We start from the raw sequence: 17,787 nt of genomic DNA on the forward strand, positions 1-17,787 counted from the left end.
AAGATCAAATGGGCTTCAAATATGGTTTAAACGAAATTATTTCCCTAAAAACACTGCTTTTCTTTTTTCTAAAAATGCAGAAGTACCTTCTTTAAAGTCTTCTGTATCAAAACACTTACCAAACTCTTTAATCTCGGTATCATAGCCGTTTTCGTCAAAACGAATGGCGGCATTGACTGCCCGGATTGCACTCGCAACTGCAAGTGGTGCCCGAAGTTTGATCTTTGACAGAATTTCTTCCGCTTTTGCAAGCAATTCTTCCGCAGGAACCACATGATTGACCAGTCCGATTTTTCCGGCTTCCGCCGCAGTGATCATATCGGCAGTCGTGATCATCTCTATCGCTTTTCCTTTTCCAACCAGCTGCGTCAGGCGTTGTGTACCCCCATAACCAGGAATTAATCCTAAAGTTACTTCCGGTAAGCCTAATTTTGCCGTTTCTGAGGCAATGCGAATGTGGCAGGCCATGGCCAGTTCCAGTCCACCACCTAAAGCAAAACCATTGATTGCAGCAATGACTGGTTTCGGGCAATTTTCAATTGCATCAAAGACCTGATTTTGTCCGTTTCTGGCTAGTTCCTCCCCTTCTACGCCTGAATAGTCCGCAAACTCGGAGATATCTGCTCCGGCAACAAAGGCTTTTGGCCCTGCACCGGTAAGCAAAACGGCACGTATTTCATCAAGCTTTGCGGCAAAAGCAATCACATCTGCCAGCTCCGCTAAAGTCTCTTTATTGAGTGCGTTCAGCTTTTGCTCCCTGTTGATGGTCACATAAAGTACCGATTCTCTGATTTCTGATAGAAGATTTTGATACGCCATAAATTTCGGTTGAAGATTTTAAAGGTTAGAAGTTTCTGTTTTCAGTTACCCAGTCTTTGATATAATTGGTGATGGTTTCCATGGTGGTCCCCGGCGCAAATAATTCTCCGACGCCAATGGCCTTTAGCTTGTCCATATCGCTTTCCGGAATGATGCCCCCGCCGGTCAGCAGGATATCTGTAACGCCCTTCTGTTTCATGATTTCTACTATTTTGGGGAAGACGGTCATGTGGGCTCCCGATAAAATCGAGACACCAATGGCGTCCACATCTTCCTGTAAAGCGGTGTTAACCACCATCTCCGGCGTTTGTCGGAGGCCGGTATAAATCACTTCCATTCCGGCATCCCGCAAGGAAGTAGCAATAACTTTTGCCCCCCTATCGTGCCCATCCAATCCAACTTTAGCCACTAAAACCCGAATGGGTCTGTTTAATGTGTTGCTCATAAAATATACGAATAGTAGGTTGTAAATGTAAGTAAATTAGCGGTTTTATGTTAACTTTGAAGACTAAATTTACAGTTTTTATGAGTGAGGAAAGATCATTGAACTTTATTGAAGAGATCATTGAAAACGATTTGAAAAGTGGTAAATACGAGACCTTAATTACTCGTTTTCCACCTGAACCGAATGGTTATTTACACATCGGACACGCAAAGGCAATTTGCCTGAACTTCGGTCTGACCAAGAAATATGGTGGCTATACAAACCTGAGGTTTGATGATACCAACCCGGTAACGGAAAAAACTGAATATGTAGATAGTCAGCAGGAAGACATTAAATGGCTTGGTTTTGAGTGGAAAAATGAATTGTATACTTCAGATTACTTTGATACTTTATACGATTTCGCCGTTAAACTGATCGAAAAAGGCCTGGCTTATATCGACGACAGTACCGCCGAAGAAATTGCAGCCCTGAAAGGTACGCCTACAGAGCCTGGTACAGACAGCCCGTTCCGTTCCCGCAGCATTGCGGAAAATCTGGACTTGTTTGCCCGTATGAAAGCCGGTGAATTCCCTGATGGTGCACGTATTTTAAGAGCGAAGGCAGATATGTCGAGCCCGAATATGATCATGCGCGATCCGATTATCTACCGCATCAAACATGCAGAACATCACCGTACCGGTAATAAATGGTGTATCTATCCGATGTACGATTTTGCACACGGACAAAGTGATAGCATCGAGCACATCACGCATTCGATCTGTACTTTAGAGTATGTATCGCACCGTGAGCTGTACGACTGGTTCATCGAACACCTGGAAATTTTCCCTTCTAAACAATATGAATTTGCCCGTTTAAACCTTTCTTATACGGTAATGAGCAAAAGAAAACTGTTGCAACTGGTAAATGAAGGCGTGGTAACCGGATGGGATGATCCCCGCATGCCTACCATCAGTGGCTTGAGAAGAAGAGGTTATACCCCAGACAGTATCCGCGAATTCTGCGAAAGAATCGGGATTGCCAAAAGAGAAAACCTGATCGAACTGAGCTTACTGGAATTCTGTGTACGTGAACACCTGAATAAAATTGCCAACAGAGTAATGGCGGTATTAGATCCGATTAAACTGATCATTACCAATTACCCTGAAGGACAGGAAGAAACCTTAAACGGTGAAAATAACCCTGAAGCAGAAGATAAAGGCGGAATCAGAGCCATTCCTTTCAGCAATGAATTGTGGATTGAGCGTGAAGATTTCATGGAAGAACCTGCTAAAAAATGGTTCAGACTTGCCCCTGGTGCTACCGTAAGATTGAAACACGCGTACATTGTACAGTGTGAAAACTTTGTAAAAGATGCAGCAGGTAACGTAACTGAAGTTCATTGTAAATATATCCCTGAATCGAAAAGTGGCGAAGATACCAGCGGTATCAACGTTAAAGGAACGATTCACTGGGTGAGTACAAAACATGCTAAAAAAGCAGAAATCAGAACTTACGATCGCTTATTTAGCGTAGAATCTCCGGATTCAGAAGAAGGTGATTTCAAAGATTACCTGAACCCTGATAGCGTTGACGTGATTAAAGAAGCTTATATCGAGCCTTATTTAGCCAATGCAGACCTGGATTCAAGATACCAGTTCATCCGTAAAGGTTATTACTGTGTAGATAAAGACTCTACTCCGGATCATTTGATCTTTAACCGTACGGTTGGATTGAAAGATGCCTGGGCAAAAGCAAAAAAATAATCAGAAAAGCCCTTTAAGGGGTTATAAATAGTAAAGGCCAGATCAGCGGAATTCCGTTAATCTGGCCTTTTTCGTATCAGCGCATTTGCGCTGTATATTTTATGGATAGCGCAGTTTTCTTCGCTTCCCTTACAAATATTTAGTATACAAATTATATAGAATCAGCTTATCAGCCGGGGTCAGTACCGCCGAAACATCGGTTTGTACAAAGTGTATTTTAAAGGCAACGATCGCATTGGTTACATTGCTCACATTGTATCCGATTGCTCTCAACGCCAGTTCTGCATTGAAATCTACCGGTGGCATTTTTAATACGTCATCATACCATAATCCAAATCCTTTTTTCGCTAAAACCTTCCATGGGAAGTTTAAAGGGTCTATTTTACGCCTTGGCGCTACGTCTGAGTGTCCAATAAAGTTGGCTGCAGGAATGTTGTACTTTTTCTTAATTGCTCCTAAAAGTGTCACCAGACTTCTGATCTGTGCATCGGCAAATGGTTCTTTACCGTTATTATCCAGCTCAATTCCTATAGAAGAAGAGTTCAGATCGGTATCATTACCCCATTTCCCCACACCTGCATGGTTAGAGCGCAGGTATTCGTTGACCATTTGAACTACTTTACCATCTCTTCCAATCACATAATGCGCACTTACTTCTGCTTTTTTATTGAGAAAGGTTTTCACCGTTTGATTCAGCGAATCCTGTGCGGTATGGTGTAGAATCACAAAATTAGGACGGCGCATTCCGAAGTTTATAGAGCCAATCCAATCCTGCATCGTTGGATCTAAGGCCTCTTTACTCTGCTTTATTGGTGGGGTAGATTTGATAATTTCAGCAAAACCCGTAGCCTGTTCTTTATAGATTTTATTGGTAGCGGCATACTTGTTTGTAGAGCAGGATGCCATAAAAAACAAGGAGAATATCAAGAGTCCAGCGCTTTTAATTGGAGAAGTTTGTATCATAGTGGAGGGTATAGAACTGGTAAAATTACTATTTTTTACTAATTTAGTTGCCATCTTATACTCAGATCAATGCAGGATCGTGACAGAAATACCCGCATTTGATGTAACTTTGCCACCGATAAAAAAACAAGTATCTATATGAAGAACTTAAGCAAATTAACGCTTATTATTGCCGGATGTGCGGTCGCTACATGGATTTCGTCTTGTAGTAATCCTCAGGGAACCACCAATACCCATGCCAAAGAGATCAGCTCAGGTGAAGACAGCTTACAACATTACGTAGACGAGCGAATTGGCATCTATGAAAAGGTAAAATTGAGTACCAACCTGAACGATTTATCTGCCACCGACCGTAAGATCTTGCCTTTATTGATTCAGGCTGCCCAGATTATGGATGATTTGTTCTGGAAACAGGCTTATCCTCAGCGCGACAGCTTATTAAGCACTATAAAAGATGAAAAAACCAAAGCCTTTGTATGGATCAATTATGGTCCATGGGATCGCTTAAACGGTGATAAACCATTTATTGCCGGCATAGGTGCGAAACCTGATGGTGCAACGTTCTATCCTGCCGGGATGACGAAAGAACAACTGGAAAAATCAGATTTAAAAGATAAATTTAGCCAGTATTCTGTGATCAGAAAAGACAGTACCGGAAAACTAGTGGAGATTCCTTACCATGTATTGTTCGCTTCGGAATTGCAAAATGCTTCTTCATTACTAAAACAAGCGGCTTTATTAACTGATGATGCCGGTTTCAAAAAATACCTGAACCTTCGTGCTGATGCCTTAACCTCCGACGACTTCACTGCTAGTGATTATGCCTGGTTAGACATGAAAACGAATAACCTGGACATCATTATCGGTCCTATTGAAAACTATGAAGATAAATTATTCAATGCCAGGGCTTCTTATGAGTCTTATGTATTGGTAAAAGATAAGGTTTGGAGTAAACGCCTGGCCAAATATGTAGCCATGTTGCCTCAATTACAGGAAGGACTTCCGGTTGATGCGAAATACAAAAAAGAAAAACCTGGAATCGACTCTGAGCTAAACGCTTATGATGTGGTTTATTACGCCGGAGATTGTAATGCGGGATCAAAAACAATTGCCGTAAACCTACCGAATGACGAGATCATTCAGCAGAAAAAAGGAACGAGACGTTCTCAATTGAAAAACGCAATGAAAGCCAAGTTTGATAAGATTTTGGTTCCGATTTCTAAAGAACTGATCGACAAAGACCAGCAGCAATACATCAATTTCGATGCTTTCTTCGCCAATGTGATGTTCCATGAAGTGGCTCACGGTCTTGGAATCAAGAAAACAGTAACGGGTAAAGGTTTCGTTAAAGAAGCTTTACAGGAGCAATATTCCTGGTTAGAAGAAGGTAAAGCCGATGTTTTAGGTCTTTACATGGTGACTGACTTGCTTAAAAAAGGCGAATTGGAAGGTGATATCAAAAACTTTTACACCACTTATATGGCCGGAATCCTTCGTTCTGTAAGGTTTGGTGCCTCAAGTGCACATGGTAAAGCCAATATGCAATGTTTCAATTTCTTCAAAGAGAACGGTGCTTTCATCAGAAACCCGAATGGAACGTATAAAGTAGATTTCGCGAAATTTGAAACTGCCATGAATAAGCTGAGTAAAGTGATCCTTACCCTACAAGGTAATGGCGATAAAGCAGCTGTAGTAAAGGTACAAAAAGAGAATGCCGTGATCAGTCCTGAGTTACAGAAAGACTTAGACAAACTGACGCAAAAAGGCATTCCTGTAGACATTATATTTGAACAGGGTGTGGATGTGCTTGGTGTAAAATAAGCGACATTCCTTTCCGCAAAAAGGGCAGTAACCAGATGATGGTTGCTGCCCTTTTTTATTGCTTAAAAACCGGATTTAATACCCCGGTTATTTATTCAAATGTCTTACAATGATGTTTTCCAGTTCCTGAATATCAAAAGGTTTAGACAGATAGCCGTCTGCACCCGCCTGTTCCGCTAAAGATTTCACATCATTGTTGGCAGTAAAATAGATCACAGGGATATTTTTTAAGCGTTCATCCCCTTTCAGTTCTCTTGTGGCATCAATTCCGCCTACATCCGGCAGCCAATTGTCCATAAAAATGATATCCGGCATATAGGCCAGAACCTGGTCGATGATCTGATTAGAAGTTGCAGAGGTTTTAATCTCATAGCCTGCATCTTGCAGAATAATCGTACACAATTCTAAAATATCCGCATTATCATCAAACACAAAAACCTTTTTCAAATTCCCCATTATTTTTTATTGTTGTTTCTTGCTAAGTAAATTTATATAATCTGCCATCTCTTCAATGCGCAGTATTCGGTCTATTTCCATACTTTTCCTTGCCTGATCGGGCATATAGGCCACCTGTGCCGTTTCAGGGTCCTGGATTAGCACGGTTCCGCCCCAGTGTTTAACCGTGAGCAGCCCCTTTACCCCATCTGCATTGGAGCCGGAAAGTAGCAGGCAAACCAGTCCTTCCTGATACGCTTCTGCTCCGGTCTGGAAGGTGACATCGATTGCTGGCCTGGAATAATTCACTTTCTCCGAATAGTCTAAAGAGAAAGTGCGATCCATTTCAATGAGCAAATGATAGTCTGAAGGGGCAATATAAATGGTTCCCGGAACCATCATTTCCTTCTCATCGGCTTCCTTTACCGGCATATCTGTTCTGGAAGACAATAGCCCCGGCAGTAAGGAATCGGCGCCATGTTTTCGGTGTATGACAATAATAATCGGAAAAGAAAGCTCCGTACTCACCTTTGGAAGTACCTTTAGCAGCACCTCCAGGCTTCCTGCCGAGCCACCGATGATAAATGCCTGACATGCTTTCATTAGCGTTGTTTCCTCCAGATTTTATTTCCCGGTAATCTTTTATAATGCCTGTGAATATCAGAAAATTCAATGGTTTCTTTAGTACCCAAAGCCAGATAACCCAGTTCTTCCAGGCTATCATTAAAAAGTTCGAGCACTTTATTTTGTAAATCACGGTCAAAATAAATCAGCACATTCCGACAAAGTATCAATTGAAACTCATTAAAAGAGTGGTCTGAGACCAGATTATGCGTAGAAAAGATGATTTTACTTTTCAGTTCATCATCAAATTTAGCCAGGGAATAATTTGCGGTATAGTAGCTGGAAAAATCCTGTTTTCCACCGGCGGCAATGTAATTCTCCGAGTATTGTTTCATTTGAGCAAGCGCAAACATGCCCTGAGCAGCCTTTTCAAGTACAGTAGGGTTTAAATCTGTGGCATAAATCAATGATTTGTGCAGTAAATTCAGCTCTTTTAATACAATGGAAATGGAATAGGCCTCTTCTCCGGTAGAGCATCCGGCAAGCCAGATTCTGATAAAAGGATAAGTACCCAATTGCGGTAAAACCTCTTCTCTGAGTGTTTTAAAGAACTGAGGATCACGGAACATTTCCGTCACATTTACGGTAATCTGCTCTACAAAACGTTTAAAATAAACCGGATCATTGCTCACTTTGTAGCGGAATTCGGCAAAGCTGAGGGATTTATCCAGGGTATATAACCTGTTGATCCTTCTTTTTAAAGAGGCTTTAGAATATCCGGTAAAATCATAGCCATATTGTTCCAGTAAATCTGAAAGCAGAATTTCAACCTGATCATCGTTAACGGCAGCAATTTCCAAAATAGCGTTAGATATAAAGCTTTAATAAATCGGTTAATTCATCCACATTGATGGGTTTTGAAACATAACCGACCGCACCTGCATTGAGGCAGCGCTCCCGATCTCCCAACATGGCTTGCGCAGTTACGGCAATCACCGGAATGTCTTTAAGCTCCGGATGTGCATTCATGTGCGCCATGGCCTGATAACCATCCATTCCGGGCATCATCATGTCCATCAATACCACTCTTATTCCTTCCTCTTTTTTCAAAAGATCAATGCCTTCTTCTCCGCCTGTTGCGGAAACACATTGAAAACCTTTTGATTTCAATACTGCCGAAAGGGCAAATATGTTTCTGTTATCGTCGTCTACTATTAATATTTTATGCGTTGCCATATATCAAAAACAATTGAAAAATTATAGTTATGCCCAGGTGTTTTTAGGCTTTATCATAGAGCCAAACCCGCAGCAGAGAGATGAGCTGGTCGATGTCTACAGGTTTAGAGATATAGTCTGAGGCACCCGCAGCAATACATTTCTCCCGATCTCCCATCATTGCTTTCGCTGTAACAGCCAATACAGGCAATTGTTTGAACGCAGGTATCTTTCTAATCTCTCTTGTACTCTCATATCCGTCCATCTCCGGCATCATCATGTCCATCAGGACAACATCTACCGTCGGGTTGTCTTTAAGCAGTTGTAGCGCCTCTTTTCCGTCGGTAGCCGCCAAAACTTTCATTTTATGCTGCTCTAGTGCTTTAGTAAGCGAAAAAATATTCCGGATATCATCATCAGCAATTAAAACCGTCTTGTTGTGGAGCACTTCATAAAGTCCGCCAAGCTTTTCAGATGCCGGCTTTTTATGTTTTCCTGCGGTTTCTTTTTCCTCTACCAAATGGAGAAACAAACCGGCTTCATCCAGAATCCTCTGGTAAGAATGCGCGGTTTTCACCACGATAGAATCGGCATATTGTTTAATCCTGCTTTCCTCCCCTTTAGATAAGTTTTTACCGGTAAAGATGATGATCGGCAGGTTTTCTAATCCCTGGCTTTTTTTGATCGTTTCTAAAGTCTCATAGGCATTTTTATCGGGCACACCCATGTCCAGAATGACACAATCGACCTCCTTTTTATGTAGCGCACCAATGCTTTCTCCAACATTATTGACTACTTCCGTCTGGATATTGTAATTGCTCAGGAAAAAGCTCAATGCTTCTGCGTGTTGCTTATTTTCTTCTACAATCAGTACTTTTTTCGGCGAGCGGCTAAAAGCATCTTCCAGTTTCTGGAAAATCTCTTTCATATGCTCCAGGGCTACCGGTTTATTGATAAAATCAACCGCACCTTTCAGCAGACTTTCCTTTTTCACTTCCAGGGAAGACATGATGTGTACAGGGATCGGTTTGGTTGCCGGATTCGATTTTAGCTCTTCCATCACCTCCCAGCCGTCTTTTACGGGCAATTGAATGTCTAGTAAAATTGCCAGTGGCTTATATTGGTTGGCCAGCTCAATACCAACATCTCCTCTTACTGCCACAATTCCTTTATAGCCCCTTTTTCGGGTAAATTGCAGCAACGTCTTCGCGAAATTGGTATCATCCTCAATAATCAGGATGATTTTATCACCAGGCTGGATATCTTCCCTGTCGTCTGCAATTTCCTGAGGGATTTTTTGCACGGTAAAGCGTGGTACAGGCATATCCAATGGCATTTCTGCATAAAATGCTTTTACAGCTGGCTTGTCCTCGAAGGTGCCAAAACCAGAAACAATGGCATCGGTTTGCCGGATTGGTAACAGGAGTGTGAACTCGCTACCTACCTGCTCCTGACTGCTCAACTGGATTTCTCCACCCAGTAATTTTGCCAGCTCCCGACTAATAGAAAGTCCCAGGCCAGTGCCTCCAAAATTGCGTCTGGTAGAACCATCGGCTTGTTGGAAAGCTTCAAATATCATCCCTTGCTTGTTTTCCGGAATCCCGATTCCGGTATCCGTTACTTTAAACAGCAGGAATTTACCGGTATCGTCTTTTTTGATATTCAGGCTCACTTTTCCCTTGCTGGTAAATTTAATCGCATTGGAAAGCAGGTTTTTCAAGACTTGCTCCAATCTCATTTTATCCGTTTCTACCAGAGGAAGGTCGTTTGCAAGCTCTAATTCCAGATCCAGCTTTTTATCCGCAGCAACCGGGGCAAATAAAGCGCGCATATCGGTAGCCACTTCTGTCATGGAGACCTCTGAAAATTCCAGTTTCATTTTTCCGGCCTCAATTTTTGAAAGGTCCAGAATTTCGTCTATCAATGCCAGTAACCCTTGTCCGGAGCTCTGAATCACCTCTGCATACTCAATATACTCCGGATCCAGCTCCTTATTATCGGACATCAGTTTCGAAAGCAGCAGGATAGAATTCAATGGCGTTCTCAATTCATGAGACATATTGGCCAGGAATTCCGATTTGTATTTGGTGCTCTGTTCCAGCTGTTCGGCTTTATGCTGAATGTCCAGGTTACGTTCCTGGATCAGCTGATTTTTCTCTTCCAGCAGACTGGTGCGTTCTTCGAGTTCCTGGTTGCTTTGTAAAAGCTCTTCCTGTTGTACCCTTAACTCCTCTTCTGAGGTCTGTATTTTCTGCGTTTGCGCTTCTAGTTCGGCGTTTAATCCTTCCAGTTCGCTATGTTGCGCTTGTAATTCTTCTGCTTGTGCCTGTGTTTCTTCCAGGAATTCCTGTAATTTTTTCCGGTTTTGAGACACATGAATGGCAATGCCGATATTGGTTGAAATGGTATTTAAAAACTCTAGTTCTAAAGGCGTAAAGGTATTTAAAGAGCCCAATTCCAGCACACCAACCAATTCCTCATGACGGAACACCGGAACCGCTACCACATTACGGGGTTTCGTATTTCCGGAAGCATAGCTGATGGTCAGTCCTTCTTCGGGAATATCGTTGATTAAAAGCTGTTTTCCAGATTTCCAGGCTTGTCCGGCAAGACCTTCACCCAGCCTAAGTGTTTGTTTTTTCTCTTTTTCCAACAGCGCATAACCGGCAATCAGCTCCAGGTGCGACTCTTCTTCCAATAGATAAAATGCCGCCACCTGACTATTGGTATGGGCAACGATGCTCTCCAGAATGTCATCTGCCAGCTCAGGAACGCTTTTTTCGCCAACCATCTGATCATTGAGGCTGGCAATTCCTGATTGTGACCATTCTTTATCTTCGAGGAGTGCGAAGGAATATTTAAGCGACTCTGCCATGGCATTGAGCGATACGGCTACACTACCCAGGCCATCTTCCCCATCTTCATCTGCTCTGACCTCATAATCTCCGCTGGATATTTTTGAGGCAATTTCGCGGACCACCTCAATTCTACGGTCAATATCTTCATTTTTATATTTCAGTTCATCCTCCAGTTTCAATCGCTCATTGAAATCAAAGATGACTTTCCGGTAAAAGAAGATGGTAATCAGGATGGCCAGGATGGCGGCAACCAGAATCAGCATTGGGGTAAATTTGGACAATTTGTTCATGTCCGCAGTACGTTCTTCCAATAGTCTCTTTTCTTCCTTTTCCATGTTGGAAATCACCGCACGGGCGATATCCATATGTGTTTTACCATTGAGTAACTCGGCAACAGTGGCATTTCCACCTCTTTTTTTGATGTTAATTGTCTTTTCAAGAATGTTCAGACGTTCGGTAATGATTTCCTCCAGTTTAACGGCCTGCTTTTGTTGCAAAGGGTTATCTCTGGTTAGGGAAGCAACATTTTGCAGCAAAGTAATGGCGCGTTGTTTGGCTCCATCATAAGGGTCTAAAAAGATATTTTCGCCCGTTAACAGATAACCCCGTTGTCCGGTTTCTGCATCTTTTAACGTAGAAATCACCTCTTCCAATGCGGTAATCACCTCATTACTATGGTGTACCAATTCTGCGCTGGTAATCAGGCTGGTAATGCTTTTATAGGAAGCGAGGGAACTGATAAATAGAATCAGCAAGGATAAACCCAGTCCAATACGCAGTTTTCCTCTTAGAGATCGTTGCTTATTTTGCATATATTTTTTTCTTGTTAATCCTTTTCGGATGTCGCTTCAAATGGGATACTGAAATAAAATTCTGAACCTTCGCCGGGAATACTTTTCACCCCAACCTCACCACCATGTCTTCGGATAATCTCTGCGGAGATGTAAAGTCCGATACCTAATCCCTGGAAATGAATGGCGGTTTCTTCTACCCTATAGAACTTTTCAAATACGTTCTTTTGCAGTTCTTTATCGATCCCGATTCCAAAATCTCTAACGCCTACGTATAGGTAATCTCCACGTTCTTCTACATGGATATCCACCTGAGAAGTACCCGGGGAGTACTTAATCGCATTGGTTAAAAAGTTAATGATGACCTGTTCGATGCGCATTTCATCGCCACAAACCTCCCTGCTTACCGATCCGGTTTTAACCAGTTTAAACTCAGGGTTAGATTGGTGAATAATTTCGATGACACTATCCAACAAATCATCTATCCTAAACGGTTGTTTATTGAATTTTAGTTTCCCGCTTTCAATTTTAGAGATATCGAGGAGGTCGGTGATCAGTTCATTTAGTTTTTCCAGCTGCACCTGCGCTTTGGCCAGATGCTTCTTTAAAGTGGGTACATCGCCTTTGTCGATGCTCCTTTCGAGCAATTGAACATACCCTTTAACACTGGTTAGCGGGGTTTTTAACTCATGACTGGCGATACTAATGAATTCATCCTTTTTACGCTCTGCCTGCTTTCTGAATTCAATTTCGTCCAGTAATGCCTTTTGAATTTCTATGAGTTTTCTACTTTGCTCATAAATGCGGTAAAAAGTTTTCACTTTCAGCAGGAGGATATCCATATCTACCGGTTTGGTGATATAGTCCAGTCCGCCGGAAGAATATCCTTTAGTAATGAACTTGCTTTCCGTGTTAGCCGCTGAAAGGAAAATAATTGCGGTTTCTTTGGCTTTGCTATAGCCAGAAATAGCCTCAGCAACCTCGAAACCATCCATTCCAGGCATTTGTACATCAAGGATAATCAGAACATATTCGTTTTTAAGGACCTTTTTTAGGGCCTCTTCTCCTGATGATGCGGTATCGACTTCAAAATTATGTTTCTCCAGAACCTTTTTTAGTGAGATCAGGTTCTCGGGTGTATCGTCTACAATTAGTATCATTATTAAAATAAATAAGGCTCCTGAATGATCAGCGGCCAATGCATAATTGTGCAATTAGTCTTTTGCTAATTTATGTAAGTTTGAAGAATAAAACATGTTTAGACATCCTTTATATCAAAAAACTTGCACAGCAACTTTAGAGCTGTGTGGAGTTAAAGGTGTCACCCTGACGGATATCGCCGGTATCAAAACCTTTTTTAAACCAATACATTCTTTGGGCGGAGGTACCATGAGTAAAGGCGTCGGGAACAACTTCTCCCTGGGCTTGTTTCTGCAATTTATCGTCGCCGATGGCATTTGCAGCGGTGATGGCTTCTTCAAGATCACCTGCTTCTAATTTAAAGTCTTTTAAGCTTTGCGCATGATTAGCCCATAAACCGGCAAAGAAATCTGCCTGTAATTCGAGTTTCACGGAAAGCTTATTGTATTCTTTTTCGCTGAGTTGGGCTCTGGCGCGTTGTACTTTTTCAGAGATTCCCAATAGGTTTTGGACGTGGTGTCCTACTTCATGGGCAATCACATAGGCCTGGGCGAAATCGCCACCGGCACCGAATCTGTTTTGTAAATCCTGATAGAAACTCAGGTCGATATATACTTTATGGTCGCCGGGGCAGTAAAACGGCCCTACTGCGGCACTTGCACTACCACAAGCGGATTGGACGCTATTGGTAAAGAGGACTAAAACCGGTTCTTCGTAGGTTTTTCCCATGTCCTGGAATTGCTTTTCCCATACCTGATTGGTAGATTCGAGCACACCATCCACGAATTTCGCTTCTTTATCAGTGGGATCTCCTGTTTTAGCCGTTCCCTGAGTGATTTCACCGAGGGGTAGCTGACTCACCAGGCCTGTTAAATCCTGTCCGAAGAACAATCCGAGGATCACGACGATGATACCCAGGCCACCACCGATGGCCCCACCGCTCATTCCACGCCTGTCTTCAATATTCCCACTTCCTTTACCGAACCATTGCATATAAATTCCGTTTAAATTGGTTTACAAAAATCAGGGACAATTGTTATACCAATTTAAACGAAAAGTTTATTTTTATGCGAAAGCAGTTAAAGCATTCTGTATTCTTTGGATAGTTTCTGTCGCGCCTAGTGCTACTGCGATGTCAAATACACCAGGGCCAAATTTACCGCCTACCAGCATAATACGGAAAGGCAACATCAGCTCTCCAGGTTTGAAACCATGCGTTGCAGCAAGTTCCTTGAACTTTTCTTCTAATTCCTGAGCAGTTAATCCATCCGCAATGACTTCAGCATAAGCATTAAAAAACGCTGCTTTTTCTGCCGACCATTTAGGTTGTACTGCCGGAAGATCAAATTCAACAGGCGCTACAAAAAAGTAAGCACTTTGAGGAATGAAATCCGTAAGCAGGTGACAACGATCTTTAATCAGGTCAATTACTTTTGCTAAATAAACGTCATCATTGATTTCAATACCTTGTGCTTCAAAAGCCTGTTTAACGGTTGGGATCAACCTTTCTGACGTACTATTTTTGATCCACTCGTGGTTATACCATTTCGCTTTTTCAAAATCGAACTTTGCCCCTGCTTTGCTGATCCGTTCAATAGAGAACTTCTCAATCAGCTCTGCCATAGAGAAAATCTCTTGCTCTGTACCATCATTCCAGCCTAACATCGCCAGTAGATTTACAAAAGCTTCCGGCATAAAGCCAAGCTCTTTGAATCCCTGAGTAACATCGCCGGTTTTAGGATCTGTCCAGTTTTGCGCGTAAACAGGGAATCCTAAGCGGTCTCCGTCACGTTTGCTTAACTTTCCATTGCCATCAGGCTTCAGGATTAATGGTAAATGTACCCAATGTGGCATTTCATCTCCCCAGCCCAGGTATCTCCATAGGAGCACATGAATTGGTGCAGATGGCAACCATTCTTCCCCTCTGAAAATATGACTGATTTCCATCGCTTTATCATCCGCCACTACAGCCAAATGATAAGTAGGCATCCCATCAGCTTTTAACAAGACCTTATCATCAACCAGGTTCGTATCGAAACTCACATGACCTCTGATTAAATCCGTAAAAGAAACGGTTTCATCAGCAGGCATCTTAATACGCACTACATAAGGCGTATTTTCCGTTAAAAGCAAGGCTACTTCTTCATCCGATAAGGTTAAAGAGTTTCTCATGTCGTTACGGGTAGATAAGCCATAAGTGAAATTAGGAATTTCCTTACGTTTGGCCTCTAATTCTTCCGGGGTATCGAAAGCATAGTAAGCAAAACCATCAGTAATCAACTGATCTGCATACTGTTTGTAAGTAGATTTACGTTCGCTCTGGCGGTATGGGGCAAATGGGCCACCAAGCTCCGGACTTTCATCCGGCTTCATGCCGCACCAGTCCAGGCAGGAAGCGATATAAGCTTCTGCACCTTCTACAAAACGTGTCTGATCGGTGTCTTCTATCCTAAGGATGAAGGTTCCGTTGTGTTTCTTTGCAAACAAATAATTAAACAAAGCGGTGCGTACACCACCCAGATGCAACCCGCCTGTTGGGCTAGGGGCAAATCTTACTCTTACTTTCTTTTCCATCATACGAATTACAAAGATATATTTTTTACAGCGTTACCTTTCTATTCATCAGTTTTTGGATCGTATTTTGTAATTTGCCCGGATATCATTATGAATCCATACGAAAAAAAGCGCCGCTGGAAATTCTTCTTACTGTTTTTTGCCATCGTTATTGGCACAGCTTCCGTCTTATACAGCGATTTCTTCGTTAAAAAGATGGAACGTGAAGAAAGAATGCAATTTCAACTCTATGTAAAGGTGACCGAGAAGGCCCTGGCTATGTATGACGATGAAAATACCACTGACCTGATCGACATCATCAGAACCAATACCAAATTACCCATCATGATCATCAATAGCGAAGGGACCATCCTTTCGTATAATGGCCTGGATTCTACGAAAACGAATTACGATTTCCAGAAGAACGACGGGAAGACCTATGATCCCGGTTATTTCCTTCGGGAGCTCAATATCATGAAAAAACAGCATCCGCCAACGCCCATTATCGGCCTCGACGATACCCGCTGGTACATTTATTACAAAGATTCTCCGACCTTAACGCAGCTGCGATATTTCCCTTATATACAATTGGCCGTGATCGGCTTGTTCCTCCTCACCGCCTATGTGGCCTTTAGTTCCGCCAGAAAAGCAGAGCAGGATCAGGTTTGGGTAGGTATGGCCAAAGAAACGGCGCACCAGCTGGGCACTCCGATATCCTCGCTGATGGCCTGGGTAGAACTGATGAAATCCCGCTTCAATGCGGAGGATGATCCGCTGATTGCGGAAATGGAAAATGATATCAAAAGATTAGAAGTGATTACAGACCGGTTCTCCAAAATTGGCTCTAAACCTATCGTAGAGGATCATGTGGTGTATACAGTGATCTATAATTTCGTGGCCTATTTTAAACTACGGACCTCTGATAAGATCATTTTCAAAATTACCGGTGACGATCAGGTTCGGGCTTTATTGAATGTGCCGCTGTTTGACTGGGTGATTGAAAACTTATTGAAAAACGCTGCGAATGCGATTGAAAACGAGGGCACGATTACCATCAATATCATTGAAAATTTAGCGAAGGAAGAAGTGTTTATCGACGTCACAGATACCGGAAGAGGTATTGCCAGATCGAAATTCGATGCGGTTTTCCAACCGGGTTATACCACCCGTAAACGCGGCTGGGGACTTGGATTATCACTCACCAAAAGAATTATAGAGAACTATCATAACGGACAAATTTTTGTAAAAGAATCAGAGCTGGAAAAAGGAACCACCTTCCGCATCATCTTAAAAAGCAGCATAACCTATGAACCGACCTCAAACACATGAGTATCCCGCATGGGCGGAGACTTACATCAGCAAAATTTCAGGTGATGACATCCTGGGTATCTTAACAGAACAGGCCGTTGAATTTCCTGATTTCCTGAATAACCTGATCGAAAAAGCCGATTATGCTTATGCTCCGGGAAAATGGACCATCAAAGAAATGGCCGGACATATTATAGATACGGAACGGATTCTGGTGTATCGTTTAACCTGTTTTGCCCGTGCAGAACAACATGCTTTAGCTGGATTTGACGAAGACGATTATGTAACTAATGCCCATTTTAAAGACCGTAGCCTATTGAGTCTCTCCGAAGAGTTTTCTCTATTGAGAAGAGCCAATCTATACTTGTTCAACTCCTTAAATGAACACGAATTAGACCGAAGTGGTACAGCCTCAGAGCGTCAGATCAGTGTGAGAGCCTTATTATTTGTCATTGCAGGACACCTGATTCACCATGTTGGTGTGATCGAAGAAAGGTATTTGTAATGTGGTACTCAGAATTTACGGTAGCGGCCTTAAATGACCGCCCGAAGAACCATTTAGGTGGTTTACTGGACATTCAGTTTACTGAAGTTGGTGCTGATTTTTTAACGGCAACCATGCCTGTAGATGAGCGTACGCATCAACCCATGGGGATTCTGCATGGCGGAGCTTCTGTGGTGCTTGCCGAAACCTTAGGCAGCATTGCTTCCTATATGTGTATCGACCCGGAGAAATATATCGCTGTAGGCCTGGAAGTCAATGCCAACCATCTAAGACCGGTTAAAAGCGGCCTGGTCACCGGCATCTGTAAACCCTTACATATCGGTGCGAAAACCCATGTCTGGGAAATCAAATTATACAATGATAAAGGCAAAATGAACTGCGTTAGCCGCTTAACAGTGGCCGTGATTCCAAAACCTCAGGCATAAACCCGGAATGCTAAAAAGCTTTCTTAAAGGTAGCTAAACTTATTATAGCCTTAAAAAGTTAAACACTTTTTGAGGCTTTTTTATACCCTATTGATTTCTTTTTAGCTTTTTTCATTTTTGTTGTAACCTGTTTCTTTTTCATGTAGTCATAGCTTACAGAACATGAGTTCAGCAAAACAGATTTTTAAACACTAAATTTAAAT

The 17,787-nt window shown here is 42.3% G+C and carries 16 protein-coding genes; 5 read left to right on the top strand and 11 right to left on the bottom strand.

Annotated features, from left to right (window positions below):
• Nucleotides 1-36 precede the first annotated feature (36 nt).
• Both R2Q66_RS14620 and R2Q66_RS14625 read right to left on the bottom strand, forming a co-directional pair.
• Nucleotides 37-819, bottom strand: coding sequence for an enoyl-CoA hydratase/isomerase family protein (locus R2Q66_RS14620; RefSeq protein ID WP_316750196.1), 783 nt, complete (start codon nucleotides 817-819; stop codon nucleotides 37-39).
• 25 nt (nucleotides 820-844) lie between these two features.
• Nucleotides 845-1,264, bottom strand: a complete 420-nt coding sequence (locus R2Q66_RS14625) for a cobalamin B12-binding domain-containing protein (RefSeq protein WP_062546412.1) — start codon at nucleotides 1,262-1,264, stop codon at nucleotides 845-847.
• 80 nt (nucleotides 1,265-1,344) lie between these two features.
• On the opposite strand from R2Q66_RS14625, the gene R2Q66_RS14630 reads away from it, so the two are divergent.
• Nucleotides 1,345-3,006: a glutamine--tRNA ligase/YqeY domain fusion protein gene (locus tag R2Q66_RS14630; protein WP_316750199.1), complete on the top strand. Its 1,662-nt coding sequence runs from the start codon at nucleotides 1,345-1,347 to the stop codon at nucleotides 3,004-3,006.
• Between the two features lie 129 nt (nucleotides 3,007-3,135).
• Here R2Q66_RS14630 and R2Q66_RS14635 read toward each other — a convergent pair whose 3' ends face one another.
• Nucleotides 3,136-3,969: an N-acetylmuramoyl-L-alanine amidase gene (locus R2Q66_RS14635; protein WP_316750201.1), complete on the bottom strand. Its 834-nt coding sequence runs from the start codon at nucleotides 3,967-3,969 to the stop codon at nucleotides 3,136-3,138.
• Between the two features lie 138 nt (nucleotides 3,970-4,107).
• Here R2Q66_RS14635 and R2Q66_RS14640 point away from each other — a divergent pair, with 138 nt between their 5' ends.
• Nucleotides 4,108-5,790: a dipeptidyl-peptidase 3 family protein gene (locus tag R2Q66_RS14640; RefSeq protein WP_316750203.1), complete on the top strand. Its 1,683-nt coding sequence runs from the start codon at nucleotides 4,108-4,110 to the stop codon at nucleotides 5,788-5,790.
• Between the two features lie 87 nt (nucleotides 5,791-5,877).
• Here R2Q66_RS14640 and R2Q66_RS14645 read toward each other — a convergent pair whose 3' ends face one another.
• The 8 genes from R2Q66_RS14645 to gltX all read right to left on the bottom strand — a co-directional run bounded on the left by R2Q66_RS14645 (nucleotide 5,878) and on the right by gltX (nucleotide 15,367).
• Complete coding sequence (locus R2Q66_RS14645; RefSeq protein ID WP_316750205.1) at nucleotides 5,878-6,246, bottom strand: response regulator; 369 nt, start codon at nucleotides 6,244-6,246, stop codon at nucleotides 5,878-5,880.
• A gap of 6 nt (nucleotides 6,247-6,252) precedes the next feature.
• Entirely contained in the window at nucleotides 6,253-6,828 is a 576-nt protein-coding gene (locus R2Q66_RS14650; protein WP_316750207.1) for a chemotaxis protein CheB, read from the bottom strand.
• Entirely contained in the window at nucleotides 6,828-7,649 is an 822-nt protein-coding gene (locus R2Q66_RS14655) for a CheR family methyltransferase (protein ID WP_410479433.1), read from the bottom strand. The genes R2Q66_RS14650 and R2Q66_RS14655 overlap by 1 nt, the downstream gene beginning before the upstream one ends.
• A 7-nt stretch (nucleotides 7,650-7,656) precedes the next feature.
• Entirely contained in the window at nucleotides 7,657-8,025 is a 369-nt protein-coding gene (locus tag R2Q66_RS14660) for a two-component system response regulator (RefSeq protein ID WP_316750208.1), read from the bottom strand.
• A 43-nt stretch (nucleotides 8,026-8,068) separates the two neighbouring features.
• Complete coding sequence (locus R2Q66_RS14665) at nucleotides 8,069-11,674, bottom strand: response regulator (protein ID WP_316750211.1); 3,606 nt, start codon at nucleotides 11,672-11,674, stop codon at nucleotides 8,069-8,071.
• A 14-nt stretch (nucleotides 11,675-11,688) separates the two neighbouring features.
• Entirely contained in the window at nucleotides 11,689-12,813 is a 1,125-nt protein-coding gene (locus tag R2Q66_RS14670; RefSeq protein ID WP_316750214.1) for a hybrid sensor histidine kinase/response regulator, read from the bottom strand.
• Nucleotides 12,814-12,949: 136 nt separating this feature from the next.
• Nucleotides 12,950-13,786, bottom strand: coding sequence for a neutral zinc metallopeptidase (locus R2Q66_RS14675; protein WP_316750216.1), 837 nt, complete (start codon nucleotides 13,784-13,786; stop codon nucleotides 12,950-12,952).
• A 72-nt stretch (nucleotides 13,787-13,858) separates the two neighbouring features.
• On the bottom strand, nucleotides 13,859-15,367 hold the full coding sequence (gene gltX / locus R2Q66_RS14680) for a glutamate--tRNA ligase (RefSeq protein ID WP_316750582.1): 1,509 nt from the start codon (nucleotides 15,365-15,367) through the stop codon (nucleotides 13,859-13,861).
• Nucleotides 15,368-15,457: 90 nt separating this feature from the next.
• Between gltX and R2Q66_RS14685 the strand changes: the two genes are divergently transcribed.
• From R2Q66_RS14685 to R2Q66_RS14695, 3 genes are read left to right on the top strand one after another with little or no spacing between them, the layout of a single operon-like run.
• Nucleotides 15,458-16,675, top strand: a complete 1,218-nt coding sequence (locus R2Q66_RS14685) for a HAMP domain-containing sensor histidine kinase (protein WP_316750218.1) — start codon at nucleotides 15,458-15,460, stop codon at nucleotides 16,673-16,675.
• Nucleotides 16,653-17,159, top strand: coding sequence for a DinB family protein (locus R2Q66_RS14690; protein ID WP_316750219.1), 507 nt, complete (start codon nucleotides 16,653-16,655; stop codon nucleotides 17,157-17,159). Before R2Q66_RS14685 ends, R2Q66_RS14690 begins: the two co-directional genes overlap by 23 nt.
• Nucleotides 17,159-17,584: a hotdog fold thioesterase gene (locus tag R2Q66_RS14695; RefSeq protein WP_316750221.1), complete on the top strand. Its 426-nt coding sequence runs from the start codon at nucleotides 17,159-17,161 to the stop codon at nucleotides 17,582-17,584. The genes R2Q66_RS14690 and R2Q66_RS14695 overlap by 1 nt, the downstream gene beginning before the upstream one ends.
• Nucleotides 17,585-17,787 lie beyond the last annotated feature (203 nt).

This window comes from Pedobacter gandavensis (assembly GCF_032677645.1).
GTDB classification, from domain to species: Bacteria; Bacteroidota; Bacteroidia; order Sphingobacteriales; family Sphingobacteriaceae; genus Pedobacter; species Pedobacter gandavensis_A.